We start from the raw sequence: 25,587 nt of genomic DNA on the forward strand, positions 1-25,587 counted from the left end.
TGCTTATTATAGTAATAAAATTAAACTGAGAATTATCGTTAGAAATATAATAGGTTTAGTGGTTCTTTTAGTGTTTGAGTATAAATTAATTGAAAATTATTTGGATAGTATGAATATACTCTCTTCTAATTTCTTTAGATTGGCTTTAATAATACCTTCTTTTTTATTAACTAATATTTATTGGAATTCTTTTCGAGAAAATGATTTATATAGGTTGTTCGGTTATATACCTGTTGAGAACAAAAAAGTTTTAATAGGAATGAATTTATATATTTTTATTGATATAACTGGGAAAAGATTAATTTATTTACTAATATTGCCCTTATATGCTTGGACAAATAATAAAATCAGTTTATTTGAGTGCTTTTCATTATTCTTATTATTCCTATTGCTTATTCTGACTGCACAGTTTATTTGTATCCTTTTTTATGAGATTCGAGAAAAATATATAGCATTTATATTACTAACAGTGTTGTTTTTAAGTGTTTTTTTTAATCAAATAATAAGTTATATATTATTAGTGTTCATTATAATATGTACATTTTTGATGATGAAGAATATCCGCTTTAATTCAAAAAAGAAAAGAGAAGATGGAAATGGTTTAGTAAGAAGTATATCTAATTTAAAATGGGAATTTAAAAAATTTTTTTCAGAAACACCAAATATTATTGGAATAATAGGCATGTTTATTTTTCTTAATATCATTAATTACAATTTGAGTAGCATGACCGAAGTCAAAATTGAATTTGAAATAAAGTATTTTCTGATTTTATTTGTTTTGTCTTCTATAAGTCCATTGAACCTTCTATTTTCTTCAGATAAAGAATTACGAAGTATAGCAATTTATATGCCACTTAAAAAGAAAAAAATTTTTATAACCAAATTTTTAGTTGTATCACTAATATCTCAAACTCTACTACTAATTATTGTAATCATAAATAAGTTGTTACTTCAGGAAAATTCAGGTGAATCATATGTAAAGCTCTTTGCTATATTATTAATGGTGAACTTTATTAGATTAAGATTTGATATGATTTTACCTATCATAAATTATGAGAATAAAAGTGACTTATGGAGAAATCCCAAAAAGTACGTGTCGTTAGTTATAGTTATTCCTATCCTCTTTGTAGCACTAAATATGAGTTTGTATATAACGATTTTAATAGGATTAGCTGTTTGTTTATTACTAGAAGTATACAATTTATTATTTGTAAAGGAAGATTTCTATGGGCATAGATAAGTCTATAAATTTTTACGATAATTATATTTATATTGATAAAATAAGCAATCAAGATATAGAAAGTTTCTCTAATAATTTACTAATATCTGAAATGTTAAATGAAAGATTTCAAAAAATAAATGAGTATTCTATTATTCCTTATTCTAGTACAAGTGTGATAGGTGAAAACATTTATAACATTTTCTATTTGAAGATTTTAAGTAATAAATATAACGATTTTGATTATAACCAGTGGATTGAAAACATTTCTAGTAATTATGAATTTACTTCTAAAGATTACTATTTGTCTCTGGAGAAAATGAGCAATAAGATTAAAAGTTATCATTTAAACCCGATGAATAAAAACAAGATATTAGTTAAGGAGCGAGTATATCCAAATACTTTATTAGGTAGTAAACGTATAGGATCTATTGATTCGTTGAGCATAGGGGAATTTAATAAAGAGGAGATAAGCGAGAGAATACCAGTAAGTTTAGATAATTCTAATTTACATATTTCAAAAGTAGACGGAATTTTAAATATACATAAATTAGAAGATATAAAACATATATCTCCTATTTATGTGCCTCATGAGGTTTTTCAAGAAAAGCCACCTATACTACAAGGACAAAGTATTAATACAATATGTTATTATTTTGGAATTAATGATGAATATTCCAAAATGATTTATGGTCCTATGTTGCAAGGTTACTTAACGCAATATGGACATTCAGTATTATTTAAGAAACTTAGAATAAAAGATTTTCAGCTCTACCATTTTGAAGCACATTTTGACCAGGAGACTAATATTTTATTTATTCAATATATAGTGGATGAAATCTGGAAAGTAAAAGTAAGGGAGTCAATTATCACAGAAATTGTAGGTTTAAGTATTACTAAAGAAGATTTTCAAACCATGAAAATGTTTATATCAAATGAATATAGGTTTAAATTTAGTAAACACTTTGGAATCTTAAATTATATTATAGGGCTTGGTAATAAATTTTTTCAGTTCAAAGATATTCTTGAAGTAATTTCAAACATAGAAATTCATGAATTTTTAAACTTTTTGGATAACAAAAAATTAATAAGTATTATAAATGAGCGATGAAAATGAAGATAAAAAAAGTATTTTATGAGGATTTAGATCGATGTCTTTTTAACTTTGTTCAAAATGGAGTGCGAATAACATATTTTAATTTAGATAGCGCTTATATTAATTTAATAAAAGCTGTTGTTAATATAGGTGGAGAACAATATGAGCCTGGTACAGCTCATTTTATAGAGCATCTCAAATTTTGGAAAGAAGGGGTTAATTTATACGATTTAATGAACAGATTTGGTACTATTCTTAATGCTAATACTACTGAATGTGAAACAAATTTTTTATTATACTGTAGCAAGAAAGATACTTATACAACGTTAATGAATTTTACATCTTATTTATTGAATCATAGATATACTTGTGACGAATTTAATAAAGAAAAGAAAATAATATCGAATGAGATAAAGGGGTATTATTCAATTTTAAAAAATGAAAAGGAAAAAATGAAATATGTAAAAAAAATATTAGGAAATTTGGATCATGTTAACTCTATTTCCAAAGAATATCTAGAATCTGTTTCTTCATCATGTTATCAAAAAAATAATATCCATTATTATTTTATCGGTGATTTTAGCGGTGTAATAGATGGTAGTGTAGACAAAAGTAAAGAGAAAATGGAATTGGTAGTAGATGATACTCTAATTTCACATAGTTACGATAACATCGAATTATTTTTAAAGATACGTTACCTTTGTATGAATAATTATATTAATTATTTTGTAAAAAACAAAACAATTATAATTAATTTTAGAGATTTAACTTCTATAAAGGCCACCTCTGGAATAAAGCTGGACATTTTCAGAACTAATGTAATTTCTTATATATTAAAAATTTATGAAGACGTAAATGCATTATTGGAGTTCTTGGAAATTTGGAAAGTATCAAAAGGGGATTTCACAAAAATCGGTAATATTCTTGAAAATGAAGAAAAACTAATTGAATTATTGAATGAGGAATTTATATGTTAAAAAAGAGTATTCCATTTTTATTTATAGCTATGATAGTCTATGAAATCTCTCCTTTTAAAAAAATGTTGAGTGAATTATTAATACAACATCAGATATTGATTACATACTCATGGTTTAATTTTCTTTGTTTTACATTAATATTTTCATTCGTATTACTTCCTTTTCAGAGCAAATTCTATGGAATCATTCATAAAATGCAGTTAGTGAATAATGTTTTTATTGAAAATGATTATAAAATGACTACAGATGTAGTGGAAACTATTAACAAATTAAAGATACCAACAAAAAACAAAATAATGTTATTATTATTTCTAAATGTAATAGTGTATGGATTATTTATTAGTATTATATCAGAGTTTAAACTTAATATATTACTTGTTGTATTTCTTCCTATTGCTATAGTTTTTGGTGTTTCTTCATATGTAATAATAAATAAATTTGCAAGACAAAAAATAAATAATAATATTTTGAAGTTTTTAGTATCTATCATTATACCCATTATGATTTTATTGTACGTGAAAAAGGAAATTATATTATTTGTAACTATACAGAGTTGTGTAGTATATATATATGGGTACTTTGATAAAAGGAAGAAAAAATTTATAAATAAGTGAACTATAGATTATTTGTGACAACTATATAGTAGAGGACAAATTTACTAAGACAATAGAAGACTAAAATCTCTTGTCTTACTTTTATTCATATCAGCAGCTTATTCAATTTTATAGTTTGGCAAAAATGACCCTGAAGACGGCGCAATCGAGTCACACTATTAAATGATACAAATTTAATACACATACAAAACGATGACAAAGAGAGACTTAAATCATAAGTGCCTTTTGTCATCGTTTTATTAGGATTTAGAATTATTTTGTGCTAGGTGTTTTAATGGCTTTATGCATCATGATATAAAAGAGTACAAAAGCAAGCGTGATTAAGATGTGTCCTAATCCTGAGATTCCTGCGATAGCTGGTCCAGTTTCAAATCCTTTAATTGTTGCGATACCATTCACAAATTGCATTGCAACAGTGATGAGTACACCTGCATGATACACATAAAAGAAACTATTAAATAATTTGCCGTATTGTGTTAAATGAAAGCGACTCTCTAACAATAAAAAGATTAAAAACATGATTGTACCAAGGACTAACAAATGTGTATGAGTGACATTAAGCTGAGAGTAGCCACTAAAGTTATTGGAACGTGTCATTTCTCGATAAAACAATCCACTTAGCATTCCTAAAATGGTATATAACATTGAACTATACATTAATTTCTTCATTTTTTGACCTCCTAAATGCTACTTATCATTCATCTTAAAACACTAATATGAACTCAATATGAACGCCTAAAGATTTGAATAAGGTATGACAATAGCACCTGTCTCAGCTTGGCCAAAAATTCTTTTTGAATATTGGTTATCTTGATGGATGAGATAAAGGCTATACGCGCATAGCAAGGCATCGAGTTGATCCTCAATATGCTTTTTGGATTGACGTGTCATTGTATGCCAATCAGGCGAAATCCATTCTTCGTAATTTAAGAGGTGCCCTTCTCTCTCTAGTGACTTGAAACAAATATCTAATCTTTTGAGTCCTTGCAAGGATTGTTGAAAGTTCACATTTCTTTTTTGCTTATAGTGAAAAGGATATTCATTTGGGAAAAGGCTAGCTGTAATGGCAGTAGGGAACGTTTCAACTACATAGTGTGACGTTTCATTAATATGAATATCCACCTCATTTAGTATTCTATTTTGGAGTAAAGATAATAGGTTTTCACCACGAATGCTGCCATAAGTTTTGGTTAAAAAGGTACGACTGACATGAAATGCACGAACGTGGTGTTGATGAATCCTATTTTGAGCGAGTATACGTTCAGCTTGACGTGATCCTTGGTTGTTCGGAACGATTAAAGGGGCGTCTATCGCAATGCGTAAAGGGCCTTCATATCGTTTTAAAATTTCAAGTAGGGCTTCGTCTGTCCATATGTCGGCATGTATATACTGTATTAAGCCATGTTTATTAATAATGCAAAGCCCTGTTTCATGCTGATCTGTCCAAGCAAGGTCGATTCCGATATAATACATTATTTCGCCTCCTTAAGTACAGCATATCATTAAAATAGAAAGACAGATTAGAGAATGAATTATCAGAAAAATCTTGCCCTTATGGTTGAATTATAGATGAATATATGTATAATAATACGTATTAAAGAATAAATATTAATAAAATCTAATAAAGGACGTGGTTTATATGGGACGTACACAACAACATTAAAACAAATCGAAAGCTTTAAAGGGCACAGCTTTTTAAAAACGAATGATTTTTCTCCAGATCAAATCTTTACATTGATTGATTTTTCATTAGAACTTAAGCATAAAAAGCAAAATCATTTGCCGCATCCTTATTTAAAAGGAAAGAACATTGCTTTAATTTTTGAAAAGCCATCGACGCGTACTCGTGCGGCGTTTAGTATTGCTGCACATGATTTAGGTGCAAAGGTTGATTACTATGATAAGGGTGATATTCATTTAGGTGTTAAAGAATCAATCACTGACACAGCGTGTGTCTTCGGCCGAATGTATGATGGCATTGAATTTAGGGGGTTTCGCCAAGAAGATGTGGAAACACTGAGTCATCATGCACAAGTCCCAGTATGGAATGGACTGACGAATGAGTGGCATCCGACACAAATGATTGCGGATTTTATGACGATGAAAGAATATTTTGGTACTTTAAATAACCTTACTTTAACTTATGTTGGCGACGCTGATAATAATGTTGCTAGAGATTTGCTTGTGACGGGGGCAATGCTTGGGGTGAATGTACATATTGCAGCACCAGAAGATCTTCAGCCCAATTCGGATATACAACAATTAGCATTTAATTATGCGAATCAATCAGGGTCAACAATAAAAATAACCTCAAACGTTTCTGAAGCTGTATACCAAGCAGATGTGATTTATACAGATGTCTGGCTCTCAATGGGCACTGATGAAAAGGAGTGGGACACCCGCATTGAAAAAATGCTGTCATATCAAGTGAATGCCAATATGCTTAAAAAGACAGGACTTGATCATACAATAGTCATGCATTGTTTACCAGCCTTCCATGATACGAATACGAAAGTGGGACAAAAAATATATGAAACATATGGTATTGCTGAAATGGAAATATCAGATGAAGTGTTTCAACAATATCAAGAAGTCATTTTTACACAAGCTGAAAACCGACTTCACTCAATTAAAGCTATTATGGCTGCGACACTAGGAGATATTTTTTAAACGCAGTTCGCATAAAAAACTTCAAAAAGTGAAGTAATCATGCTTCTGACCACTATTAGTACCTCTCAACAAATAAGGAGGAACTTAAGCGTTTTTGCTTTGTTCCTCCTTAAGAGCTTTTTACCATGATTCAATATTGGCACGTTCGCCTTTGAAATTATTTTGAGTCTGATGGCGCTGTGCGAGTAATGCCTCAACATCATTAATAGAGATGCCTTCTTCATACCATAAGACAGATAAGTGATAGAGGAGGTCTGCACTTTCAGATATCAACTCATCACGGTTATGTTTCATTGCTGCGATGACCACTTCAAATGCTTCTTCTCCCAATTTTTTCGTGATTTTTTCTTTACCTTTTTCCATTAAATAATGTGTATATGACGATTCATCTCGTTCAGACAATCGTTTTTGAATACTGTTTTCAAGCTGTTTGAGATCAAAAGGCCACTCTGTATTAAAGCAGCTGTGTGAGCCAGTATGACATGTTGGTCCAACAGGGTTCACAAATAATAGTAAAGCGTCTTGGTCGCAATCTAAGTGCATATCGACTACTTTTTGAATATGACCTGATGTTTCGCCTTTTTGCCACAACCGCTTTTTAGAACGTGAATAAAACCAAGCAACCTTCGTATCGATTGTTTTTTGAAATGCTATTTCATCCATGTAGCCAAGCATTAAGACTTGCTTTGTCGTAGCATCTTGTAAAATAACGGGTAATAGACCTTTTGAAAAGTCGGGTTTTAAGTCCATCTAACAGGGATACCTCCTTGTTGAAGTGCAGTTTTGATGTCGAATATTGTTGTCTCTTTATCATGTAGAATGCTTGCTGCTAATCCTGCTGAGACATCTGTCTTTGCAAATAATTCGGTAAAGTGACTAGGATTTCCTCCGCCGCCTGATGCGATAATAGGAATGTTGACAAGCTGTGCAATTTCGTTGAGATGATAAAGATCAAAGCCTTGTTTCATTCCATCGTATGCCATACTAGTAATGAGCAATTCACCAGCGCCTAAAGTTTCAACGTGTTGAACCCAATCATAGACGCGTACATCTGTCCGCTTTTTACCGCCATGTGTGCAGCAAAAATAATCATTCAACACCTCATCATATTGGCTGTCTATTGCGATACAGATACATTGTTTGCCAAATTTTTCGCTCGCTTGTCGTACTAAGTCTGGATGATTTAATGCAGCTGAATTGAGTGAAACTTTATCCGCACCATTTTGTAGTAGTAGGGAAATATCATGAATTGAACGAATTCCACCGCCAACTGTAAGTGGAATAAAAAGGTGTTCTGCTGTTTGTCTAATGATGTCTAAAGTTAACGCATGCCCCTTTTCAGTCTTAGATATATCGAGGAATACGAGTTCATCTGCCCCTTCTTGATTGTAATAGGAAGCTAGGTCGGCAGGGTCACCAATGTCACGTAATCCTTTAAATTGCACCCCTTTAACGACACGGCCATCTTTGACATCAAGACACGGAATGATTCGTTTTTTGATCATGTGAGTCCCTCCCAAAATGTCGGTTGATGTGCTGCTTTGCCAACTATTGCAGCATGAACACCGATTGATTCAAGTTGTGCAATGTCGTCTTGATGACGAATCCCACCTGAGGCAATGACTGGGATGTCAACTGCTTTGACAAGTGCTTCTGTCGTTGCAAAATTGGGTCCTCCCATTTTACCGTCCTTTGAGATATCTGTATAAATGATACCGCCGATAGGGAGGTGAGCGATGTCTTTTGCAAAAGCAATCACATCTAAACGTGTTTCTTCAAGCCATCCATTTACTTTAATGTCACGATGGTATGCATCAACTGAGACGTAAATTTTCCCAGGAAATAATTTACTCATGTCTTCTAACCAATCTATGTTCTGTATTGCTTCTGTCCCGACAATACAATAATCTACACCTGCTAAAAAATATGAACGCAATGTTTCTTCATTTCGAATCCCACCACCAACTTCTATAGGTTTTTCAGATTGTTGTATAAGTGTCTCGATATAAGTGGATTCTGTAGCGCTTTGATCTTTTGCCCCCATTAAATCTACAATATGAATTCGATCGACGCATTGATACTGGTTGTATAATTGGATACTCTCTTCAGCGGAATGTGGCATTTTTTCTGATGTCTCATATTGACCTTCTGTTAACCGCACACTTTGTCCATTTATCAAGTCAATGGCTGGCCATAGTTTTAACATTTGAGAAACCTCCCTCCAAAGCTGTTTTTAGAATTATCAAGCCATTATTTCCGCTTTTTTCGGGATGAAATTGAATGCCAGTGTACTGTTGGTGCTGAACGATAGCAGGAATATCTGTGCCATACGATGCATAAGCTATTACGTTTTCATCCATTGGTGCTTGATAGCTGTGAACAAAGTAGACATCGTGATTCAAAGCTTCAGATGGACTTTGCAACGTATTCCAACCCAGATGTGGTACTGTATAGGATGTATTGATTGGAAAAATTTGACCTGGTAATAATCCTAAACCTTCAACTTCACCTTCAGCACTTCTTTCATATAGCAGTTGCATGCCTAGGCAAATCCCGATAATGGGTTGAGATGTTACTTTTAAATAGTGATCCAAATGATAGGATTTGATTGTTTGCATGGCGTCTTTGAAGTGACCGACACCTGGAAGAATAAGCGTGTCTGCTTTGGATAATACATCAAGGTCACGTGATAAGACGACATCATAGTCTAAGTATTCAATGGCTCGTTTAACATTGAGAACGTTACCTAATCCGTAATCTACAATGGCAATCATTCTATCACACCTTTCGATGAGGGAATTCGATTGATATCAGAAGGTGAAAGGGCTTGTTTTAAGGCGCGGGCGAAAGCTTTAAATATCGCTTCAATCTCATGATGTGTATTGCCTTGGCGCAATAAATCGAGATGCACAGTTAATCGTGCATTAATGACAAGCGCTCTAAAAAATTCTTCAACAAGCTCTGTATCAAATGTGCCTACCTTTTCTTTGCTAAATTGTGCGTCAAAATGAAGGTAAGGTCGTCCACTAATATCAACGACAGCACGTGCTAATGTTTCGTCCATTGGTAAATATTGTGTACCGTACCGTTCGAAATGAGACTTATCCTTTATGATTTGTAAAAGGAGTTGGCCTAGTACAATGCCGATATCCTCTGTTGTATGGTGGTCGTCTACCCACGTATCACCTGTGACATCAATTTTGAGACTCAATCCGCTATGAAAGCTGAAAAGGGTTAACATATGATCTAAAAAGCCAATACCAGTTTGTACATGGCTATCATTGCCCTCTATGATTTCGATAGCAATTTTTGTTTCTTTTGTTTCACGATTGATTTGATAAGCCATGTTTTTCACTCCATTCTTTAATAGCTTTTTCAAATGCGTCAAGTTCTTCATCAGTAGCGATAGAATATCGCACACATTGTGTCATGGCGGCTTCAGTCTTTGGATCGTAAAATCTTGGAATAAACCCTTTTTCTTCTAGGAATTGACCTAACGCTACAGCTTGATTTCCTCTAGTGAGCACGAAATTGGTTTCACTCGGAAAAACAGTCATATGCTTTCTAGCGTAGGTATTCATAATTGTTTTGAGTCTATGACTTAAATGCCGCTGGTATGCGACGTGCTTTTTAGTGTCGTCTTGGTGTTCAAAAAGATGAATCGCAATATCCAACGTCAGTGTAGATAGGGGATAAGGGTGTTCAATTTCACGCATCATCTTGATTGTTTGTTCGGTGCTTAGTAATAGACCTAAGCGTAATCCTGCTATTGCAAAGGCTTTAGATAATGTGCGCATTACAATAATATGGTCTTGAAGCGGTAATTGAACTGGTGTTGTGAAGTCAACATACGCTTCATCTATGACTAAATAACCTTTAATTGCTTGCATTTTATCGGCTAATTCCTGTATATACCTTTCGTCAAAACGATGTCCTGTTGGGTTGTGTGGGTTACTAAAGATGAAGAAACTCGGCTGAATTTGATCAATGGCTGCGAGTACCTTGTCGATTGGGAAGGTTAATTCATCAGTTGCATCAATAAAGTAAATCTGACGTTTTGTTTGATTGGCATAATCTTGATACATAAAAAAGTCTGGATTAAGCGTTAAACAAGGTCCCTCAGGCATTTGAAACATCAATTTTTGAATGAGTTCATCAGAGCCATTTCCACAACAAATTTGGTCAACCTCTAAATTGCCGTAGTATTGTGCATAAGCGCGTCTAAAACGATCATATTGTTCGTCAGGGTATTGATGATATTCACTCGATAGGATGATTTGGGTTAATGTCTTATCATCTATAGGTTTGATGGGGCTTTCGTTTTTATTCATTCGTATCATCTTGCAAGCCTCCTTTACGAATTAATAAAGAATGTCTATGATTGTATAACTGTTCCTCTTGTGCAATTTGTGATGCATCGACATATGTCTCTTTAAAGGTCTGTTGTGACAAATGAATAACCGTGTGCTTCGTCAAGAAATCATTTACAGATAAGCCATGTTGGAATCTTGCAGTGCGGTTTGTAGGTAAAACATGACTAGGTCCTGCTATATAATCACCCATAACTTCTGGTGAGAAACTGCCTAAAAAAAGACTACCTACATAGTGTATATAAGGAACGTAATCTTCTGGTGATTTAGTTTGAATTGAGGCATGTTCTGGCGCAATTTTATTCATGACCTGACAACTTTCATCAAAGTGATTTGTATGAATTAAATAGTGATGATTTTTTAAACTTTCTTTTAATATTGATTGACGTTCAGTTCTCTCGCTTAGATACTGAATTTTTTCGGATAGTTCGCTTAATAAAGAGTGATCGGTTGATATGACGAAAGTACGTGCTAATTCATCATGTTCTGCCTGAGCTAACACATCATAGGCTACTGCATCGATATCACATGATGCATCGATAATAAGTGCTATTTCACTTGGTCCAGCAATTTGATCAATACCGACTATGCCATATAATAACTTTTTGGCATATGCAACATATTGATTACCGGGACCTACGATTTTATCAACTTTATCAATAGTTTCTGTGCCATAAGCGAGTGCAGCAATACTTTGAGCACCACCGACTTGATATATGTGATTAACACCTGTGATGTAACAAGCTGCTAGCACGCTTTTAGCAATACCTGTTGATTGTGGAGGAGTAACCACTGTAATATTTTTAACGCCTGCTACTTGAGCTAATGTCACTGTCATAAGTACGGTCGAAGGATAGCTTGCTTTGCCACCTGGTACATAAACGCCTACAGATTCTATAGGACGATAAACTTCATACATTTCTGACTGATAATCACCATCTGTGTAGCGAATTTTTGCTTGATATGTTTTGATACGCTCGTAACTATGATGAAGTGCTTTTTTTAAGTCGGCATCAAGGTCATCATAAGCTTGTTTCATCTCTTCTTTTGGTATTTCAAGTTGAGCGATTTCAACTTGATCGAACTGTTTATTATAGTTGTATAAAGCGAGATCACCCTTTTCTTTGACGTTTTCACATATTTTTGCGATATGATCATGTAACGACAAGTCAAGTGGTTCTGATGATTGGTAATCATTTAAAAATGATTGTGTATTATAAATCAATTTTGGACACCCCTAACATTTGGATGAATGCATCAATCGCGCTTGATTGAGTAAAGAAGCTTTGTCTATTCGTAATTAATTGAGCTTGTATATCTCTAATATGTTCTTTTTCGATAAGCCCGTTTGAACGTAACGTTGTCCCTGTTTGTACAATATCAACAATGCCATCAACCATTCCGATAACACATGCTAATTCAATAGAACCTGATAGTTCTATGCAGGTGATATCACGGCCTGTGGATTTAAAGTAATCTTGAGCCATGTTAGGAAAAGAAGTGGCAATCGTTTTATATGTTTGAGTGGAATCAAACGATGCGACGGATAGGTGACATTGACCAAAAGGCAATGCTAATAACTGATTGACATCATATTGATTTTCACTTAGAATATCGCCTCCTGTAATCCCGATGTCTGCAATCCCTTGTTCGACATAAATAGGGACGTCTTTACCTTTTACAAATAAAAAGTGATAGTTTTCGGTTTTTATTTGTAATTGTCGCTCGCGTGACTCAAGTTGTTCGACTAATTCATTTTGATTGATTGAAGCCAAATAGGCTATAAAGCTTTTTAATAAACGTCCTTTTGCTAATGCAATCGTAAGCACATCGTTTGCCTCCTTTTATAATGTCAATCCGAGTCCAAAGCCTTCTAAGCCGTTATTATAATAACCACCTGACAATACACGTTCATCTGTTAAATGTGCTTTTACGAAAGTTCCCTTGTAATAGGAACGTGGTGCAAGTGGAGTGATATCTAGATGAATTTCGTTTAGGCCTAGTAATTTAAAAAATGTTGCCCAACGATTTAAGCTTGCGATGATATGGTGCTCTACGTTATAAATCAAGTTTAATCGCTCGAGTTGTTGGTGTGTTGGTGTTAGAAGTAACTGTACAATGGGATGTTGAACGCCTAGTTTTACTTTAAGTTCTGAGATATTGCGCTGTGTGATAAGTGTAAGAATATCTTCTGTCTTTTCTTTTTGATCTAAAAGTAAATCGATCAACTGGTAATGTCCGATAACTACATATTGTATGTCAGCATTGAGTTCAGATTGAATATAAGTGTAAAAAAATTTAAATGCTTGATGAATATCTTGAATAGTAGGGTTGTAACATTCTAATCCTAGTTGTGTATGGACTTGTTGATGTCTCACAATAGGGCCACTATATGCAATTGCAAAATCTTGAAGTGGATAATGTTGATAGTAACGTACTAGTTGATCTGTAAAGTCATTGCGTAATGCATAAATCATTTCACCATTTTGCCAAATGCTACGCTCACCCATCTGCTTTAAATCATCAGAAGTTAGTTGTGACCACTTCAAAGATTCAATAAAAGACGTGTCGATGAGCGTAAAGCCATGACGAGAGAAATACTCTAAAAAGCGAACTTCTAATGTCTTGTATTTGAGAAGTTGTTGCATGAAGATAACCTCACTTTCATTCTCTACCGAACTAAAGTATTTTTAAGAATATGGTTATCATAGCATACTGATATTTTGATTTCAATGAATAATCTGAAAATAAAGAAAAATACAAGCTTGCTAGGTAGATATTAAATAATCGTATTTCATGCAATCAAACTGTATAATTGAAAGTGAATCGTTAAATTTTATAGATATAAGGAGTGATTCATGATGAATTATGAAAAATATATAGATCATACACTTTTAAAACCAGAAACAACGCGTGATCAAATCGATCGTATTATCGAAGAAGCGAAAACATATCACTTTAAATCAGTGTGTGTCAACCCTACTCATGTTGAATATGCTGCCCAACAATTAGAAGGGTCTGACGTTTTAGTATGTACGGTCATTGGCTTCCCACTTGGAGCGTCAACAACTGAAACGAAAGCATTCGAAACACGTGACGCAATCGCAAAAGGTGCAGATGAGATTGATATGGTGATCAACATCGGCGAATTAAAAGACGGGCGTGATGACGATGTGCAACGTGATATCGCAGCTGTTGTAGAAGCGGCGCAAGGTCACACAGTCAAAGTCATTATCGAAACAGTTTTATTAACAGATGAGGAGAAAGTGAAAGCGTCAGAACTTTCAAAAGCAGCAGGGGCGCACTTTGTGAAAACATCTACAGGCTTCGCTGGTGGTGGCGCAACACCTGAAGATGTGAAGCTCATGAAAGATACTGTAGGGGATGCATTAGAAGTGAAAGCATCAGGTGGCGTTCGAAACTTAGATGACTTTAAAGCAATGCTCGATGCAGGTGCTACGCGTGTAGGCGCAAGTGCAGGTGTACAGATTATGCAAGGATTAGAAGCAGACACAGACTATTAATGACTCGGCGAAGAGGAGTGAAGGAGTATGGCAAGACCATTTCAACGTATTCATATCATCGTAATGGACTCAGTCGGCATCGGTGAAGCACCAGATGCCAAAGACTTTAACGACGAAGGTTCACATACGCTCAAACATACATTAGAAGGCTTCAATCAAACGTTACCCGCGTTAGAACGTTTAGGCTTAGGTAATATTGATGATCTACCAGTGGTCAAGCGTGTTGAAGACCCACAAGCGTACTATACAAAACTGAGCGAAGCGTCAGTAGGTAAAGATACGATGACAGGACATTGGGAAATAATGGGACTGAATATTCACAAGCCATTCAAAGTTTATCCGAATGGCTTCCCAGATGAACTTATCGAACAAATTGAATCGGTGACAGGACGCAAAGTAGTCGCTAACCGTCCAGCATCAGGCACACAAATTATCGATGAGTGGGGCGAGCATCAGATGAAAACAGGCGATTTGATCGTCTATACATCGGCGGATCCAGTTTTACAAATTGCAGCACATGAAGATATTATTCCACTCGAAGAACTGTATGATATTTGTGAAAAAGTACGTGAGATGACAAAAGATCCGAAATATTTGATCGGTCGGATTATTGCACGACCATACGTCGGGGAGCCTGGCAATTTTACCCGCACAAGCAACCGTCATGACTATGCGCTAAAGCCATTCGGCAAAACAGTGATGAACACATTAAAAGATGAAGGCTACGATGTGATTGCGATCGGTAAAATTAATGACATCTTTGATGGAGAAGGCGTGACACAAGCGGTTCGTACGAAAAATAATATGGACGGCATGGATCAACTCATGAAAGTCGTTGAGCAAGACTTTACAGGGATGAGCTTTTTAAATCTCGTTGACTTCGATGCGTTGTATGGACATCGTCGTGACAAACCAGGCTATGCGCAAGCCATTAAAGACTTTGATGAGCGCTTACCGGACTTGCTTGAAGCATTGCATGAAGATGACTTACTCATCATTACAGCTGATCACGGTAACGATCCAACAGCAGAAGGAACAGATCATACACGTGAGTATATTCCAGTCTTAATGTACAGCCCAAAATTCAACGGAGGTCAAGCGCTTGAAGGTGATACGACCTTTAGTTCGATCGGTGCGACCATTGCGGACAACTTCGGCGTAACATTACCTGACTATGGCCGCAGTTATTTAAAAGCATTAAAATAACATAACTTGACTATAAGAGATTGGGACATCAATCTCAAAATAATAGCGTAGAGATGATTGATTCATGATTGAATCACCTCTACGTTTTTCTTTTATCAATCATTCGTATTGTTTGGCTCGCATTTCCTAGGGGATGGGTCGAGCCGCGGTCTCGACGCTCATCCTATTCCCTCAGGCGTCTCGCCAACAATACTATGTGATATACATGTAATTTTGCTTTAAAAAAAGACATTTTCGTATCATTGAATGAATCGCCTCATTATAAGAAAACTTCGAGATATTTATGTCCCAGCCTGTTTTTTATCTTGTTGTGACCCAATTCCAAATATTTGAGGAGATACTTTATATTAAAATTGATTCATAAACTTCACAATTATAAAAGTATGTAAACAAATTCATATGCTAAAATAAAATGTAATCCATATTAATTTTATAGTGAATGAATATAGATGATAGACTGTACTGTAAAGTATCGTCTGTTTTGAGCACGATTAAAAGAAAACGGTAGAAGGTGCATATATGTTTAACTTAATGATTCTATTACTTGAGCGTGTCGGTTTAATTATTATTCTGGCTTATCTTTTAATGAATTTACGCTATTTCAAAAAGACAATGAACAACCGAGACAGTTGGCGTTCAAAATGGCAGCTCTGTATCGTGTTTAGTTTGTTTGCGATTATGTCTAATTTTACGGGGATTGTGATTCATAATGGAGACATCTTATCAAGTCAAATTTATTTTCAACTTGAGGATGATGTATCACTCGCAAATACACGTGTACTTACAATTGGTGTAGCTGGTTTAGTTGGAGGTCCATTTGTAGGGGCTATTGTTGGGATTGTTTCTGGCGTATTTCGGTTTTATATGGGCGGTGCAGAAGCGTATACATATTTAGTTTCATCACTCTTTATTGGTTTGATTGCAGGTTACTTTGGTCAGCATACGCGTCGCATTCAAGAGCGATATCCTTCAATTGGAATGAGCGCATTAATTGGTGCATTGATGGAGATTTTACAGATGATTTGCATCTACCTATTAGCCCAAGATAAAACCCATGCCATTGATTTATTGCAATTAATCGCACTGCCGATGATTATTGTCAATAGTACAGGGACGGCTATTTTTATGTCAATTATCATTTCAACACTCAAGCATGAAGAACGTATGCGTGCTGTTCAGACACATGACGTATTACAGATTACCAACCAAACATTGCCATACTTTAAAGAAGGGTTAAACCAACACTCCGCGCAACATGTGGCGATGATTATTAAAGACTTAATGAAAGTGTCAGCAGTTGCTATTACGAGTGGGCGTGATATTTTAGCGCATGTCGGTGCAGGAAGTGATCATCACGTCCCGCAAAAGGAAATTGTGACACACTTATCTAAAGAGGTCATGCATACAGGCGAACTCAAAGAAGTGCACACTAAAGAAGAAATAGGATGTCCTCACGAAGATTGTCCTTTACATGCAGCTATTGTGATTCCACTAAAGACACATGGCGTTGTCATCGGCACATTGAAAATGTATTTCACAGATCCAAACGATTTGACCTTTGTTGAGCGCCAACTTGCAGAAGGATTAGCAAAAATCTTTTGTAGTCAAATTGAACTAGGTGAAGCTGAAATGCAAGGTAAATTATTAAAAGATGCAGAAATTAAATCCCTACAAGCGCAAGTGAATCCACACTTTTTCTTTAATGCGATTAATACGATTTCAGCACTAGTTAGAATTGACAGTGAAAAAGCACGAGAATTATTATTAGAGCTTAGTCATTTTTTCAGATCCAACTTACAAGGGTCTCGTCAAAATAAAATCACACTTGATAAAGAGTTAGGTCAAGTGTCTGCATACTTATCTTTAGAGCAAGCACGATTTCCGGGGCGCTTCAATATTCAATTTGATGTTCCAGAGTCTTATATGGATGTATTAGTCCCGCCATTTTTGATTCAAATTCTTGTTGAAAATGCGTTGAAGCATGCATTTCACAATCGAAAAAAAGACAATCAAATTATTGTTTCAGCTCGGTTAGAAAGTGAGGGACTAATGATTTCGGTACAAGATAATGGTCAAGGTATTCCTCAAGATAAGCTCACCATCCTTGGGAAAAAAGCAGTGAAGTCGGAGTCTGGGACAGGTAGTGCGCTTGAAAATTTAAATTTACGGTTGAAAGGATTATTCGGAAAAGCGTCGATGCTCCATTTTGAATCCAATCAAACTGGTACAACAGTATGGTGTCAATTACCATATGAAAGAGAAGAGGTGTAAGTGATGCGAGTCTTAATTGTTGATGATGAACCTTTAGCACGTAATGAACTCATGTATTTACTCAATCGCATTGGCGGTTTTGAAGTTTTGGATGAAGCTGAAAATGTCTCTGAAACTTTAGAGGCATTACTCTTACATGAATATGATGTTATTTTCTTAGATATTAACTTAATGGACGAAAATGGCATTGAACTAGGGCGGAAAATTCAAAAAATGAAGGCCCCCCCAGCAATTATATTTGCGACAGCTCATGATCAATATGCGGTTCAAGCCTTTGAATTGAATGCGACAGATTATGTACTCAAACCATTTGAGGAAGATAGGATTAAACAAGCCGTCCAAAAAGTACGTCTACAACAAAAAGAACCCTCAGAAACGCAGGTCGTACATACACAATCGACAGAGCAAGCGTTGCCAATTGAAATAGAGGATCGTATTCATATGTTGAATCAATCAGATATTATTGGTTTTAGTGTAAACCAAGGCGTCACGACTATATTTACGATACAAGGTGAATTTGAAGTGGCTGAACCCCTTAGTGCGTACGAAAAGAAATTGAACCCGCATTATTTTTTACGAATACATCGCGCACATATTATTAATAAACAACATATTCAAGCGGTGGAACATTGGTTTAATTATACATTTATGGTGACGTTAACGAATGATATTAAAATGCAGGTGAGTCGCTCATATATGAAAGGATTCAAAGTAGCGATTGGTTTATCGTAATCATTTTTAAAAAGAGGCTGAGAGATAAATCTCAAAACCCTATTGTTAAAAAGGATACTGTGTATGATGTCATAAGTTGGCAAAAATAAAGATAGCGTTTAATCAAACCACTTTCATTAATGCTGTGAACTTTAGAATTAGGGCTGAAAATGCCAATTGTAAAGGGTGCACATTATGGGAGTGGTTTTTTGTGTTGCTCGTTTTGTGATTCGGACTGTCGCCATTTGCTTCACTACCTATGTGTTTGTGCATTTCACATGTGAATATGTGCATTTCGGAATGAAAACGCTTTATTTATCGTTTTTCATACTAAAATAGAGTTAATCAATAAGCCACAGGAGGCCGGGAAAATGAGAGAGGAAAAAGGGAAAGCGTATAGTTTTTTACATCAAGTTTTAGTGATGGCATTGATATTATTTGTTTCAAAAATAATTGAGTCATTTATGCCAATACCGATGCCTGCTTCAGTGATAGGTCTTGTATTATTATTTATCTTATTATGCACAGGAATCGTCAAACTAGGACAAGTAGAGTCAGTTGGGACAGCACTAACGAATAATATCGGTTTCTTATTCGTTCCAGCAGGCGTATCAGTCGTCAACTCATTAGGCGTTTTGGGTCAAAGCCCATTTTTAATTATCGCTTTAATCATCGTTTCAACATTATTGTTACTCGTGTGTACAGGATTTGCATCACAAATCATTTTGAAAGTTACATCAAAGCCTGCCGAAACATCGCGTAAATCGAAAAAAGTGAAGGGAGCGCACTCACATGGTTAATCATCTTGCGTTAGATACACCTTATTTTGGGATATTGCTATCGGTTATTCCATTTTTAATTGCAACATATCTATTTAAAAAAACAAACGGATTTTTCTTATTTGCACCATTGTTTGTAGCTATGGTTGTCGGTGTTGCATTCCTTTACTTTACTGGTATACCATACGAAAAGTATAAAGTAGGTGGCGATGTCATTAACTTCTTCTTAGAGCCAGCCACAATAGCCTTTGCGATTCCACTATACAAAAAGCGTGATGTACTTGTTAAACATTGGCATCGTATTATTGGAGGCATTGGCTTAGGAACAGTGGGGGCACTGGTCGCAATTTTCTTCATTGCAAAGGCGCTACAATTTGGGGATCAAATTATCGCATCAATGTTACCACAAGCAGCAACAACTGCAATTGCATTACCGGTATCAGAAGGGATTAATGGTATTAAAGAGCTTACATCTTTAGCTGTTATTTTAAATGCGGTAATCATTTATGCACTAGGAAATAAACTATTGAAATTTTTCCATATTGAAAATCCAATCGCAAGAGGCCTTGCGTTAGGCACAAGTGGTCATACTTTAGGAGCTGCTGCAGCAAAAGAACTTGGACAAACTGAAGAATCAATGGCAAGTATTGCGATTGTACTTGTGGGTGTCGTTGTTGTAGTCGTTGTTCCAATCTTAACATCAATATTCTTCTAAGAATTCACTTAGTTTAATATAAAAAATAAAAACGATAATTCATCATTTCAACATAAGCGCGAAGAGAAAGGTTGAGCACATCACCTTATTCTTTGCGCTTATCGTTTGATGTGAAAGCAATAAGCAAAAAAGATATAATACTAGAAAAGGGACAAAAGATTTGAATTGATAGAAGTATGTACCATCATTTTTAATCTTTTAAATCTTAGAAAAGCAGGTGAGTCGATTGAAAAAATTAGTTCAAGACAAGCAACATTTTCTTAAAGATATGTTAGAAGGGATGCAATATGCAAACTCAGATATTGAAGTCATTCATGATACGATTGTTGTCCGTCAATCCAAAAAGCAATCTGGCGTTGCTATCGTGTCAGGTGGCGGAAGTGGCCATGAACCGGCTCATGCGGGTTATGTCGCGAGTGGTATGTTAGATGCAGCTGTTTGTGGCGAAGTGTTTACATCACCAACGCCTGACAAAGTATTAGATGCGATTAAAGCAGTGAATACAGGAGACGGTGTACTGTTGATTGTCAAAAATTATGCAGGTGACGTGATGAACTTTGAGATGGCCCAAGAAATGGCGCAAATGGAAGGGATTGATGTTGAGACGGTCATTGTCAGAGATGATATCGCAATAGAAGATGTCAAACAGCGCCGTGGTGTTGCAGGAACAGTGTTTGCACATAAATATGCAGGTTATCTCGCTGATCAAGGTGAGGCACTTTCGACTATCCAATCTAAAGTCGCGACGTTTATTGAAGATATACGCTCGATTGGTATGGCCTTAACGCCACCAATGGTTCCAACTACAGGTAAATATGGTTTTGATATCGATGAAAAAGACATGGAAATCGGAATTGGCATTCATGGTGAAAAAGGACTTAAACGTATACCAGTTGAACCAATTCAGAGTATCACTGATCAACTCGTCGAACGTCTTGTTGAAGAGGTTCAAGATGAAGAAGTCATTGTGATGGTGAATGGAATGGGGGCAACACCACTCTCAGAATTGAATATTGCTACGAAATATGTGGCTCAATCACTTCAATCGCAAGGAAAAACTGTTCAATCTTGGTTTGTTGGAGACTATATGACATCTCTAGATATGCAAGGTTTTTCCATTACGTTAGTTCCGTATCAAGAAGAAATTAGTAAAGCATTGAATGCACCGACAGCGAGTCAATATTTTGCAAATTAGGAGGCGAACATATGGATAAAACAACACTTAAACAGCGCTTACTACAACTCAAAGAGACATTTCAAGATCAAGAAGAGACATTAACAGAACTTGATCGTGCTATTGGAGATGGTGATCATGGTGTAAATATGCGCCGTGGTTTTGAAGCATTAGAAGAGAAAATCGATGACAATTCGGTTGCGAGTATTTTGAAATCTACGGGTATGACACTTATGTCAAATATTGGTGGTGCGTCAGGTCCGTTGTATGGGTTTAGTTTTGTCAAAATGGCGCAGGTCGCACAAGAAGATGAAATTAATCATGACCAATTAGCCCAATTATTAGCGGCTTTTTCAGAAGCAGTAGCACAGCGTGGTAAAGTAGAACTCAATGAAAAAACGATGTATGACGTTATTGAAAGGGCACGCCAAGCCGTCGAAAATCATGAGTCAGTCACGTTAGAAGTGTTGCAAAATTTTGCGAATGAGACAAAAGATATGGTTGCTACAAAAGGGCGTGCAGCTTATTTTAAAGAAGATTCCAAAGGCCATATCGATCCAGGTGCACAAAGTAGTGTCTATATTTTAAATGCATTGATTGGAGAGGATTAAGATGACAACGATTGTGATTGTAAGTCATAGTGAAGCCATTGCCACAGGGACTAAATCTTTACTCAATCAAATGGCACAAGGTGTTGATGTGATTGCTGTAGGTGGTAACCAAGGCGAAATCGGGACATCATTTGATGAAGTTTCAGAAGTGATCAATCAACTTGAAGAGGATGCATTATGTTTTTTCGATATTGGTTCATCTGAAATGAATCTCGATATGGCGATTGAAATGTATTCAGGTCAACAGCGCATTGAAAAAGTGACGGCACCTATCGTTGAGGGAAGCTTTGTTGCAAGCGTTGCACTTTCAACAGGGAAAAGTTTTGACGAAGCGATTGAAGCGGTTTATGAAGCATATGCAAGATAAGTAGAAAAAGCGGTGAAGAAAATGGTTAACATCTTTCTTCACCGCTTTTTAAATCCTATTGCTAAAAACAATTTTGTTTGCTATGAGGTTCTGCTCAAATCCTAAACGCTTTTGTCCCAACCTTGGCTTTGCTCAACAACCTTGTGATAGACGGTGTTTCGCATGCAGAGTTTTCGGCATAACTTCGCAATTCTTCAAAATTTGAGGAACAATTTTTTGAATTGCTCGAGTTATGCTCAAACTCTAACCGCATGCTCAACAACCTTTTTATATTTTTTTGACGAGTTCTGATTTCAGGCCGATTTGTCCGAAGCCTGGGATTTTACAGTCGATGTCGTGTCCGTCTTCGGGTTCGACGATTTTAATGTTTTTGACTTTTGTGCCTTGCTTGATGGCACTTGATGAGCCTTTGACTTTTAAGTCTCGGATGACTGTGACTGTATCGCCGTCTTTAAGTTCGTTGCCATTTGCATCGCGTACAATGGCGGCTTCAGTGGCTTCATCGATTGAAGCTTGTGTCCATTCGTGTCCACACATAGGGCATACGTAGGACGTGCCATCTTCGTAAGTGTATTCTGATTCACATTGTGGACAGTTGGGTAATGTTGCTGTCATTTCTTTAATCCCTACTTTCATGAGTACTTACCTATAATCTAGCACAATTAATCAAAAATGTATGTATGTAAACGTTTAAAATGATACGATAAAAGGGAATAAATCAATAAAATAGCCGATATACGAGGTTATTGTGAAAAGGGGTCTGTTAACATGTCAAAATTAGAAGTTACCAATCCTTCAACAGGTGAAGTGATTCAAACTTTGGATTTTACCTCAGATGAAGCTATCACAGCAACAATTGAACGTGCGTATAAAGCATTTAAATCATGGCGTCACGTTGATGCGCATGAACGTGCATCATTACTTTGGAAATGGTCATCATTGATTAAAGCACATCGAGATGACCTTGCTCGATTAATTACATTAGAAGGTGGTAAACCATTTAAAGAGGCACAGGGTGAAGTTGATTATGCTGTGTCGTATGTAGATTGGTATGCGGAAGAAGCCAAACGGACATATGGACGCACTATCCCTGCTAATACACCTGACAAGAAAATCATTATTGATAAGTTTCCAGTTGGTGTTGTCGGTGCGATTACACCATGGAATTTCCCAGCAGCAATGATTACTCGAAAGATGGCTCCTGCACTTGCAGCAGGTTGTACCATTGTATGTAAGCCAGCTACACAAACACCACTGACAACGATACGCCTTGTTGAGTTAGCGCATGAAGCTGGGATTCCAGAAGATGCTATTTCATATATTATTGCGAGTGGCAAAGATGCCGGCAAACACTTTACAGAAAATACGAAGGTTCACAAAGTGACATTTACGGGTTCAACTGGCGTTGGTAAAAAGTTAATTGCACAAGCGTCAGAACAAGTTAAAAATGTAACGATGGAATTAGGAGGACTTGCACCGTTAATTGTACACAAGGATGCTGATATTGAGAAAGCAGTCGAACAAACAATCGCATCAAAATTTAGAAATGCTGGTCAAACGTGTATTTGTGCAAATAGAATCTATGTCCATGAAGATATCGCAGAAGCGTATGAACAACAATTGATTGAAGCCGTACATGCACTCAAAGTAGGAGATGGTTTCGATCAAGATGTGAAAGTTGGACCGCTCATCAATGAAGGTGCTGTTGAGAAGGTGCTCGACCATATTAATGATGCCATTGCGCATGGTGGGGAGTTGTCGCGTTCGCTCGAGGATATTAAGATGGGCGGCAATTTCTTAAAACCTGTTGTCATCACAAATGTGAATCAAAATATGAAAGCAATGCATGAAGAGACATTTGGCCCCATCGCACCTGTTATGCGTTACAGTGATTTAGATACAGCGATTAAATATGCAAATGATACTGAATTCGGTTTGGCAGCGTACTTTTTTACGAATGATTATCGTACAGGTCTCTATATTTATAATCATTTAGATTATGGTGTTGTTGGATGGAATGATGGTGGACCATCAGCAGCGCACGCACCATTTGGTGGCATGAAGGAAAGTGGATACGGCCGTGAAGGTGCAATCGAGGGTATTGAGCCGTATTTAGAAACGAAATATTTATCAATCGGATTAGAATAATAAAGTCATTAAAGCGTCTAAGACATCAATCTCAAAATAATAGCGTAGAGATGGTTCAATGATTGAATCACCTCTACGCTTTTCCTTTATCAATAATCCGTATTATTTGTCTCGCATTTCCTAATATACATGTAATTTTACATTAAAATACTTTAAAAAGACACTTTTGTATCATTGAATGAATCATCTCATTATAAGAAAACTTCGAGATATTTATATCCCAACCTGTTATTTTATAACCATTAAATCATGGCATTTACAAAATGAAAATGTTACAATACAATTGATAGTGATAATCGTTATCAATAGAAATGGAGGTTGTGAGATGAAGCCATTGTTGATTACGATAGGCATATTGTTTTCGGGATTGGGTTTTTTAGGTGTGATACTTCCATTACTTCCAACTACGCCATTTTTATTAGTAGCAGTCATTTGTTTTTCGAAAAGTTCGGATCGCTTTCATGACTGGCTAGTCCAAACGAAAATGTATCGTACGTATGTTGAAAGTTTCCGTAAATATCGAGGGTATAGTATGCCAGAAAAAATCAAACTTTTAGTGAGTTTGGTTATTGTTGTCGGTTTTTCCATTATAATGATTTCGAATACATATATACGTATAGGCCTCTCAGTCATGTTAATTATGCAAACGATTATTTTGTTTACAGTGGTCAAAACGTTGCCGAGATCTTATCGAGAAACCAATATTTTAAACAAGGAGTGACAAAGGATGTTTATGGCAGAAAATAAGCTCACTTTGACTAAAGGGGCTGCAGAAGAGACAATGCAACGCTTCGATAAGCGACAAGGTATCGAAACGGTTGACGGATTTTTAGACATGTATGTTACCAAAACTGAAAATCTTAAGGAATATGATGAGGTTAAAATTTTAACAATTTGGCGCTCAGAAGATGACTTTAAAACATGGTTACAATCAGATGTATTCAAAGAGGCGCACCAAAATGTACGCCAACATAATGAAGATCAAAAGAGTCCTATACTCGATAACAAAATTTCAAAATATACAATTGGATACCATTATGGGAAGGCGCACGCTTAATATATCTCTGATAACCAAACGTGTACGTCATATCGTAACAGGATGCACCTTGAAAAGTTGGACAAAAGTTCTAACTTT

The 25,587-nt window shown here is 35.7% G+C and carries 29 protein-coding genes; 17 read left to right on the forward strand and 12 right to left on the reverse strand.

The window, feature by feature from the left end; all coding sequences use genetic code 11:
* Window positions 1-70: 70 nt before the first annotated feature.
* Genes C7J90_RS04275 through C7J90_RS04290 form a run of 4 tightly spaced genes read left to right on the forward strand, consistent with a single transcriptional unit; the run spans window position 71 to window position 3,906 of the window.
* Window positions 71-1,240 carry a hypothetical protein gene (locus tag C7J90_RS04275; RefSeq protein WP_158701903.1) on the forward strand — a complete coding sequence of 390 codons (1,170 nt, stop codon included), beginning with the start codon at window positions 71-73 and terminating at the stop codon, window positions 1,238-1,240.
* Complete coding sequence (locus C7J90_RS04280) at window positions 1,227-2,330, forward strand: hypothetical protein (RefSeq protein WP_158701904.1); 1,104 nt, start codon at window positions 1,227-1,229, stop codon at window positions 2,328-2,330. Before C7J90_RS04275 ends, C7J90_RS04280 begins: the two co-directional genes overlap by 14 nt.
* A gap of 2 nt (window positions 2,331-2,332) precedes the next feature.
* Window positions 2,333-3,292, forward strand: coding sequence for an insulinase family protein (locus C7J90_RS04285; RefSeq protein ID WP_158701905.1), 960 nt, complete (start codon window positions 2,333-2,335; stop codon window positions 3,290-3,292).
* Window positions 3,286-3,906, forward strand: coding sequence for a hypothetical protein (locus tag C7J90_RS04290; RefSeq protein ID WP_106465096.1), 621 nt, complete (start codon window positions 3,286-3,288; stop codon window positions 3,904-3,906). Before C7J90_RS04285 ends, C7J90_RS04290 begins: the two co-directional genes overlap by 7 nt.
* A 252-nt stretch (window positions 3,907-4,158) precedes the next feature.
* On the opposite strand, the gene C7J90_RS04295 is transcribed toward C7J90_RS04290, so the two are convergent.
* The gene (locus tag C7J90_RS04295; RefSeq protein WP_103209180.1) at window positions 4,159-4,575 is read right to left on the reverse strand and encodes a DUF2871 domain-containing protein; all 417 of its coding nucleotides are present in this window, start codon (window positions 4,573-4,575) and stop codon (window positions 4,159-4,161) included.
* 66 nt (window positions 4,576-4,641) lie between these two features.
* The gene (locus C7J90_RS04300; protein ID WP_103209182.1) at window positions 4,642-5,379 is read right to left on the reverse strand and encodes a DUF429 domain-containing protein; all 738 of its coding nucleotides are present in this window, start codon (window positions 5,377-5,379) and stop codon (window positions 4,642-4,644) included.
* Window positions 5,380-5,574: 195 nt separating this feature from the next.
* Here C7J90_RS04300 and argF point away from each other — a divergent pair, with 195 nt between their 5' ends.
* Complete coding sequence (gene argF / locus C7J90_RS04305; RefSeq protein ID WP_103209183.1) at window positions 5,575-6,576, forward strand: ornithine carbamoyltransferase; 1,002 nt, start codon at window positions 5,575-5,577, stop codon at window positions 6,574-6,576.
* A gap of 120 nt (window positions 6,577-6,696) precedes the next feature.
* Here the strand turns inward: argF and hisIE are convergent, their stop codons facing one another.
* The 9 genes from hisIE to C7J90_RS04350 are packed head-to-tail and all read right to left on the reverse strand — an operon-like array spanning window position 6,697 to window position 13,594.
* Window positions 6,697-7,326 (reverse strand): bifunctional phosphoribosyl-AMP cyclohydrolase/phosphoribosyl-ATP diphosphatase HisIE, encoded by a 630-nt coding sequence (gene hisIE / locus C7J90_RS04310; RefSeq protein WP_103209185.1) that lies wholly within the window; start codon window positions 7,324-7,326, stop codon window positions 6,697-6,699.
* Entirely contained in the window at window positions 7,317-8,081 is a 765-nt protein-coding gene (gene hisF / locus C7J90_RS04315) for an imidazole glycerol phosphate synthase subunit HisF (protein WP_103209187.1), read from the reverse strand. The genes hisIE and hisF overlap by 10 nt, the downstream gene beginning before the upstream one ends.
* Window positions 8,078-8,782 (reverse strand): 1-(5-phosphoribosyl)-5-((5-phosphoribosylamino)methylideneamino)imidazole-4-carboxamide isomerase, encoded by a 705-nt coding sequence (hisA, locus tag C7J90_RS04320; RefSeq protein WP_103209188.1) that lies wholly within the window; start codon window positions 8,780-8,782, stop codon window positions 8,078-8,080. The genes hisF and hisA overlap by 4 nt, the downstream gene beginning before the upstream one ends.
* A complete protein-coding gene (hisH, locus tag C7J90_RS04325) occupies window positions 8,757-9,350 on the reverse strand; it encodes an imidazole glycerol phosphate synthase subunit HisH (protein ID WP_103209190.1) in 594 nt (197 codons plus the stop codon). The genes hisA and hisH overlap by 26 nt, the downstream gene beginning before the upstream one ends.
* Entirely contained in the window at window positions 9,347-9,922 is a 576-nt protein-coding gene (gene hisB / locus C7J90_RS04330) for an imidazoleglycerol-phosphate dehydratase HisB (protein ID WP_103209192.1), read from the reverse strand. Before hisB ends, hisH begins: the two co-directional genes overlap by 4 nt.
* A complete protein-coding gene (locus tag C7J90_RS04335) occupies window positions 9,900-10,916 on the reverse strand; it encodes a pyridoxal phosphate-dependent aminotransferase (protein WP_103209194.1) in 1,017 nt (338 codons plus the stop codon). The genes hisB and C7J90_RS04335 overlap by 23 nt, the downstream gene beginning before the upstream one ends.
* Entirely contained in the window at window positions 10,900-12,168 is a 1,269-nt protein-coding gene (hisD, locus tag C7J90_RS04340) for a histidinol dehydrogenase (RefSeq protein ID WP_174688367.1), read from the reverse strand. Before hisD ends, C7J90_RS04335 begins: the two co-directional genes overlap by 17 nt.
* Window positions 12,161-12,775, reverse strand: a complete 615-nt coding sequence (hisG, locus tag C7J90_RS04345; protein WP_103209197.1) for an ATP phosphoribosyltransferase — start codon at window positions 12,773-12,775, stop codon at window positions 12,161-12,163. The genes hisD and hisG overlap by 8 nt, the downstream gene beginning before the upstream one ends.
* Before the next feature lie 15 nt (window positions 12,776-12,790).
* Entirely contained in the window at window positions 12,791-13,594 is an 804-nt protein-coding gene (locus C7J90_RS04350) for an ATP phosphoribosyltransferase regulatory subunit (RefSeq protein WP_103209199.1), read from the reverse strand.
* A gap of 213 nt (window positions 13,595-13,807) precedes the next feature.
* On the opposite strand from C7J90_RS04350, the gene deoC reads away from it, so the two are divergent.
* From deoC to dhaM, 9 genes are all read left to right on the forward strand, one after another.
* On the forward strand, window positions 13,808-14,470 hold the full coding sequence (gene deoC / locus C7J90_RS04355; protein WP_106465097.1) for a deoxyribose-phosphate aldolase: 663 nt from the start codon (window positions 13,808-13,810) through the stop codon (window positions 14,468-14,470).
* Window positions 14,471-14,497: 27 nt separating this feature from the next.
* Entirely contained in the window at window positions 14,498-15,676 is a 1,179-nt protein-coding gene (gene deoB, locus C7J90_RS04360; protein ID WP_106465088.1) for a phosphopentomutase, read from the forward strand.
* A gap of 519 nt (window positions 15,677-16,195) precedes the next feature.
* Window positions 16,196-17,947: a sensor histidine kinase gene (locus tag C7J90_RS04365; protein ID WP_103209073.1), complete on the forward strand. Its 1,752-nt coding sequence runs from the start codon at window positions 16,196-16,198 to the stop codon at window positions 17,945-17,947.
* 3 nt (window positions 17,948-17,950) lie between these two features.
* On the forward strand, window positions 17,951-18,679 hold the full coding sequence (locus C7J90_RS04370) for a response regulator transcription factor LytR (RefSeq protein ID WP_103209071.1): 729 nt from the start codon (window positions 17,951-17,953) through the stop codon (window positions 18,677-18,679).
* Between the two features lie 350 nt (window positions 18,680-19,029).
* Entirely contained in the window at window positions 19,030-19,458 is a 429-nt protein-coding gene (gene lrgA, locus C7J90_RS04375) for an antiholin-like murein hydrolase modulator LrgA (protein WP_103209069.1), read from the forward strand.
* Window positions 19,451-20,152 carry an antiholin-like protein LrgB gene (gene lrgB / locus C7J90_RS04380; protein WP_103209068.1) on the forward strand — a complete coding sequence of 234 codons (702 nt, stop codon included), beginning with the start codon at window positions 19,451-19,453 and terminating at the stop codon, window positions 20,150-20,152. Before lrgA ends, lrgB begins: the two co-directional genes overlap by 8 nt.
* Window positions 20,153-20,378: 226 nt before the next feature.
* Complete coding sequence (dhaK, locus tag C7J90_RS04385; protein WP_103209066.1) at window positions 20,379-21,347, forward strand: dihydroxyacetone kinase subunit DhaK; 969 nt, start codon at window positions 20,379-20,381, stop codon at window positions 21,345-21,347.
* 11 nt (window positions 21,348-21,358) lie between these two features.
* Window positions 21,359-21,937 (forward strand): dihydroxyacetone kinase subunit DhaL, encoded by a 579-nt coding sequence (dhaL, locus tag C7J90_RS04390; RefSeq protein WP_103209064.1) that lies wholly within the window; start codon window positions 21,359-21,361, stop codon window positions 21,935-21,937.
* A gap of 1 nt (window position 21,938) precedes the next feature.
* The gene (gene dhaM / locus C7J90_RS04395) at window positions 21,939-22,304 is read left to right on the forward strand and encodes a dihydroxyacetone kinase phosphoryl donor subunit DhaM (RefSeq protein WP_103209063.1); all 366 of its coding nucleotides are present in this window, start codon (window positions 21,939-21,941) and stop codon (window positions 22,302-22,304) included.
* A 267-nt stretch (window positions 22,305-22,571) separates the two neighbouring features.
* Here the strand turns inward: dhaM and C7J90_RS04400 are convergent, their stop codons facing one another.
* Window positions 22,572-22,919, reverse strand: coding sequence for a zinc ribbon domain-containing protein YjdM (locus C7J90_RS04400; protein WP_103208535.1), 348 nt, complete (start codon window positions 22,917-22,919; stop codon window positions 22,572-22,574).
* A 153-nt stretch (window positions 22,920-23,072) separates the two neighbouring features.
* Between C7J90_RS04400 and C7J90_RS04405 the strand changes: the two genes are divergently transcribed.
* The 3 genes from C7J90_RS04405 to C7J90_RS04415 all read left to right on the forward strand — a co-directional run bounded on the left by C7J90_RS04405 (window position 23,073) and on the right by C7J90_RS04415 (window position 25,509).
* A complete protein-coding gene (locus C7J90_RS04405; protein ID WP_103208533.1) occupies window positions 23,073-24,452 on the forward strand; it encodes an NAD-dependent succinate-semialdehyde dehydrogenase in 1,380 nt (459 codons plus the stop codon).
* A 325-nt stretch (window positions 24,453-24,777) separates the two neighbouring features.
* Window positions 24,778-25,173 (forward strand): YbaN family protein, encoded by a 396-nt coding sequence (locus C7J90_RS04410; protein WP_103208531.1) that lies wholly within the window; start codon window positions 24,778-24,780, stop codon window positions 25,171-25,173.
* A gap of 6 nt (window positions 25,174-25,179) precedes the next feature.
* The gene (locus C7J90_RS04415; RefSeq protein WP_103208529.1) at window positions 25,180-25,509 is read left to right on the forward strand and encodes an antibiotic biosynthesis monooxygenase; all 330 of its coding nucleotides are present in this window, start codon (window positions 25,180-25,182) and stop codon (window positions 25,507-25,509) included.
* Window positions 25,510-25,587 lie beyond the last annotated feature (78 nt).

Source organism: Staphylococcus felis (assembly GCF_003012915.1).
In the GTDB taxonomy this organism is placed as follows: Bacteria; Bacillota; Bacilli; order Staphylococcales; family Staphylococcaceae; genus Staphylococcus; species Staphylococcus felis.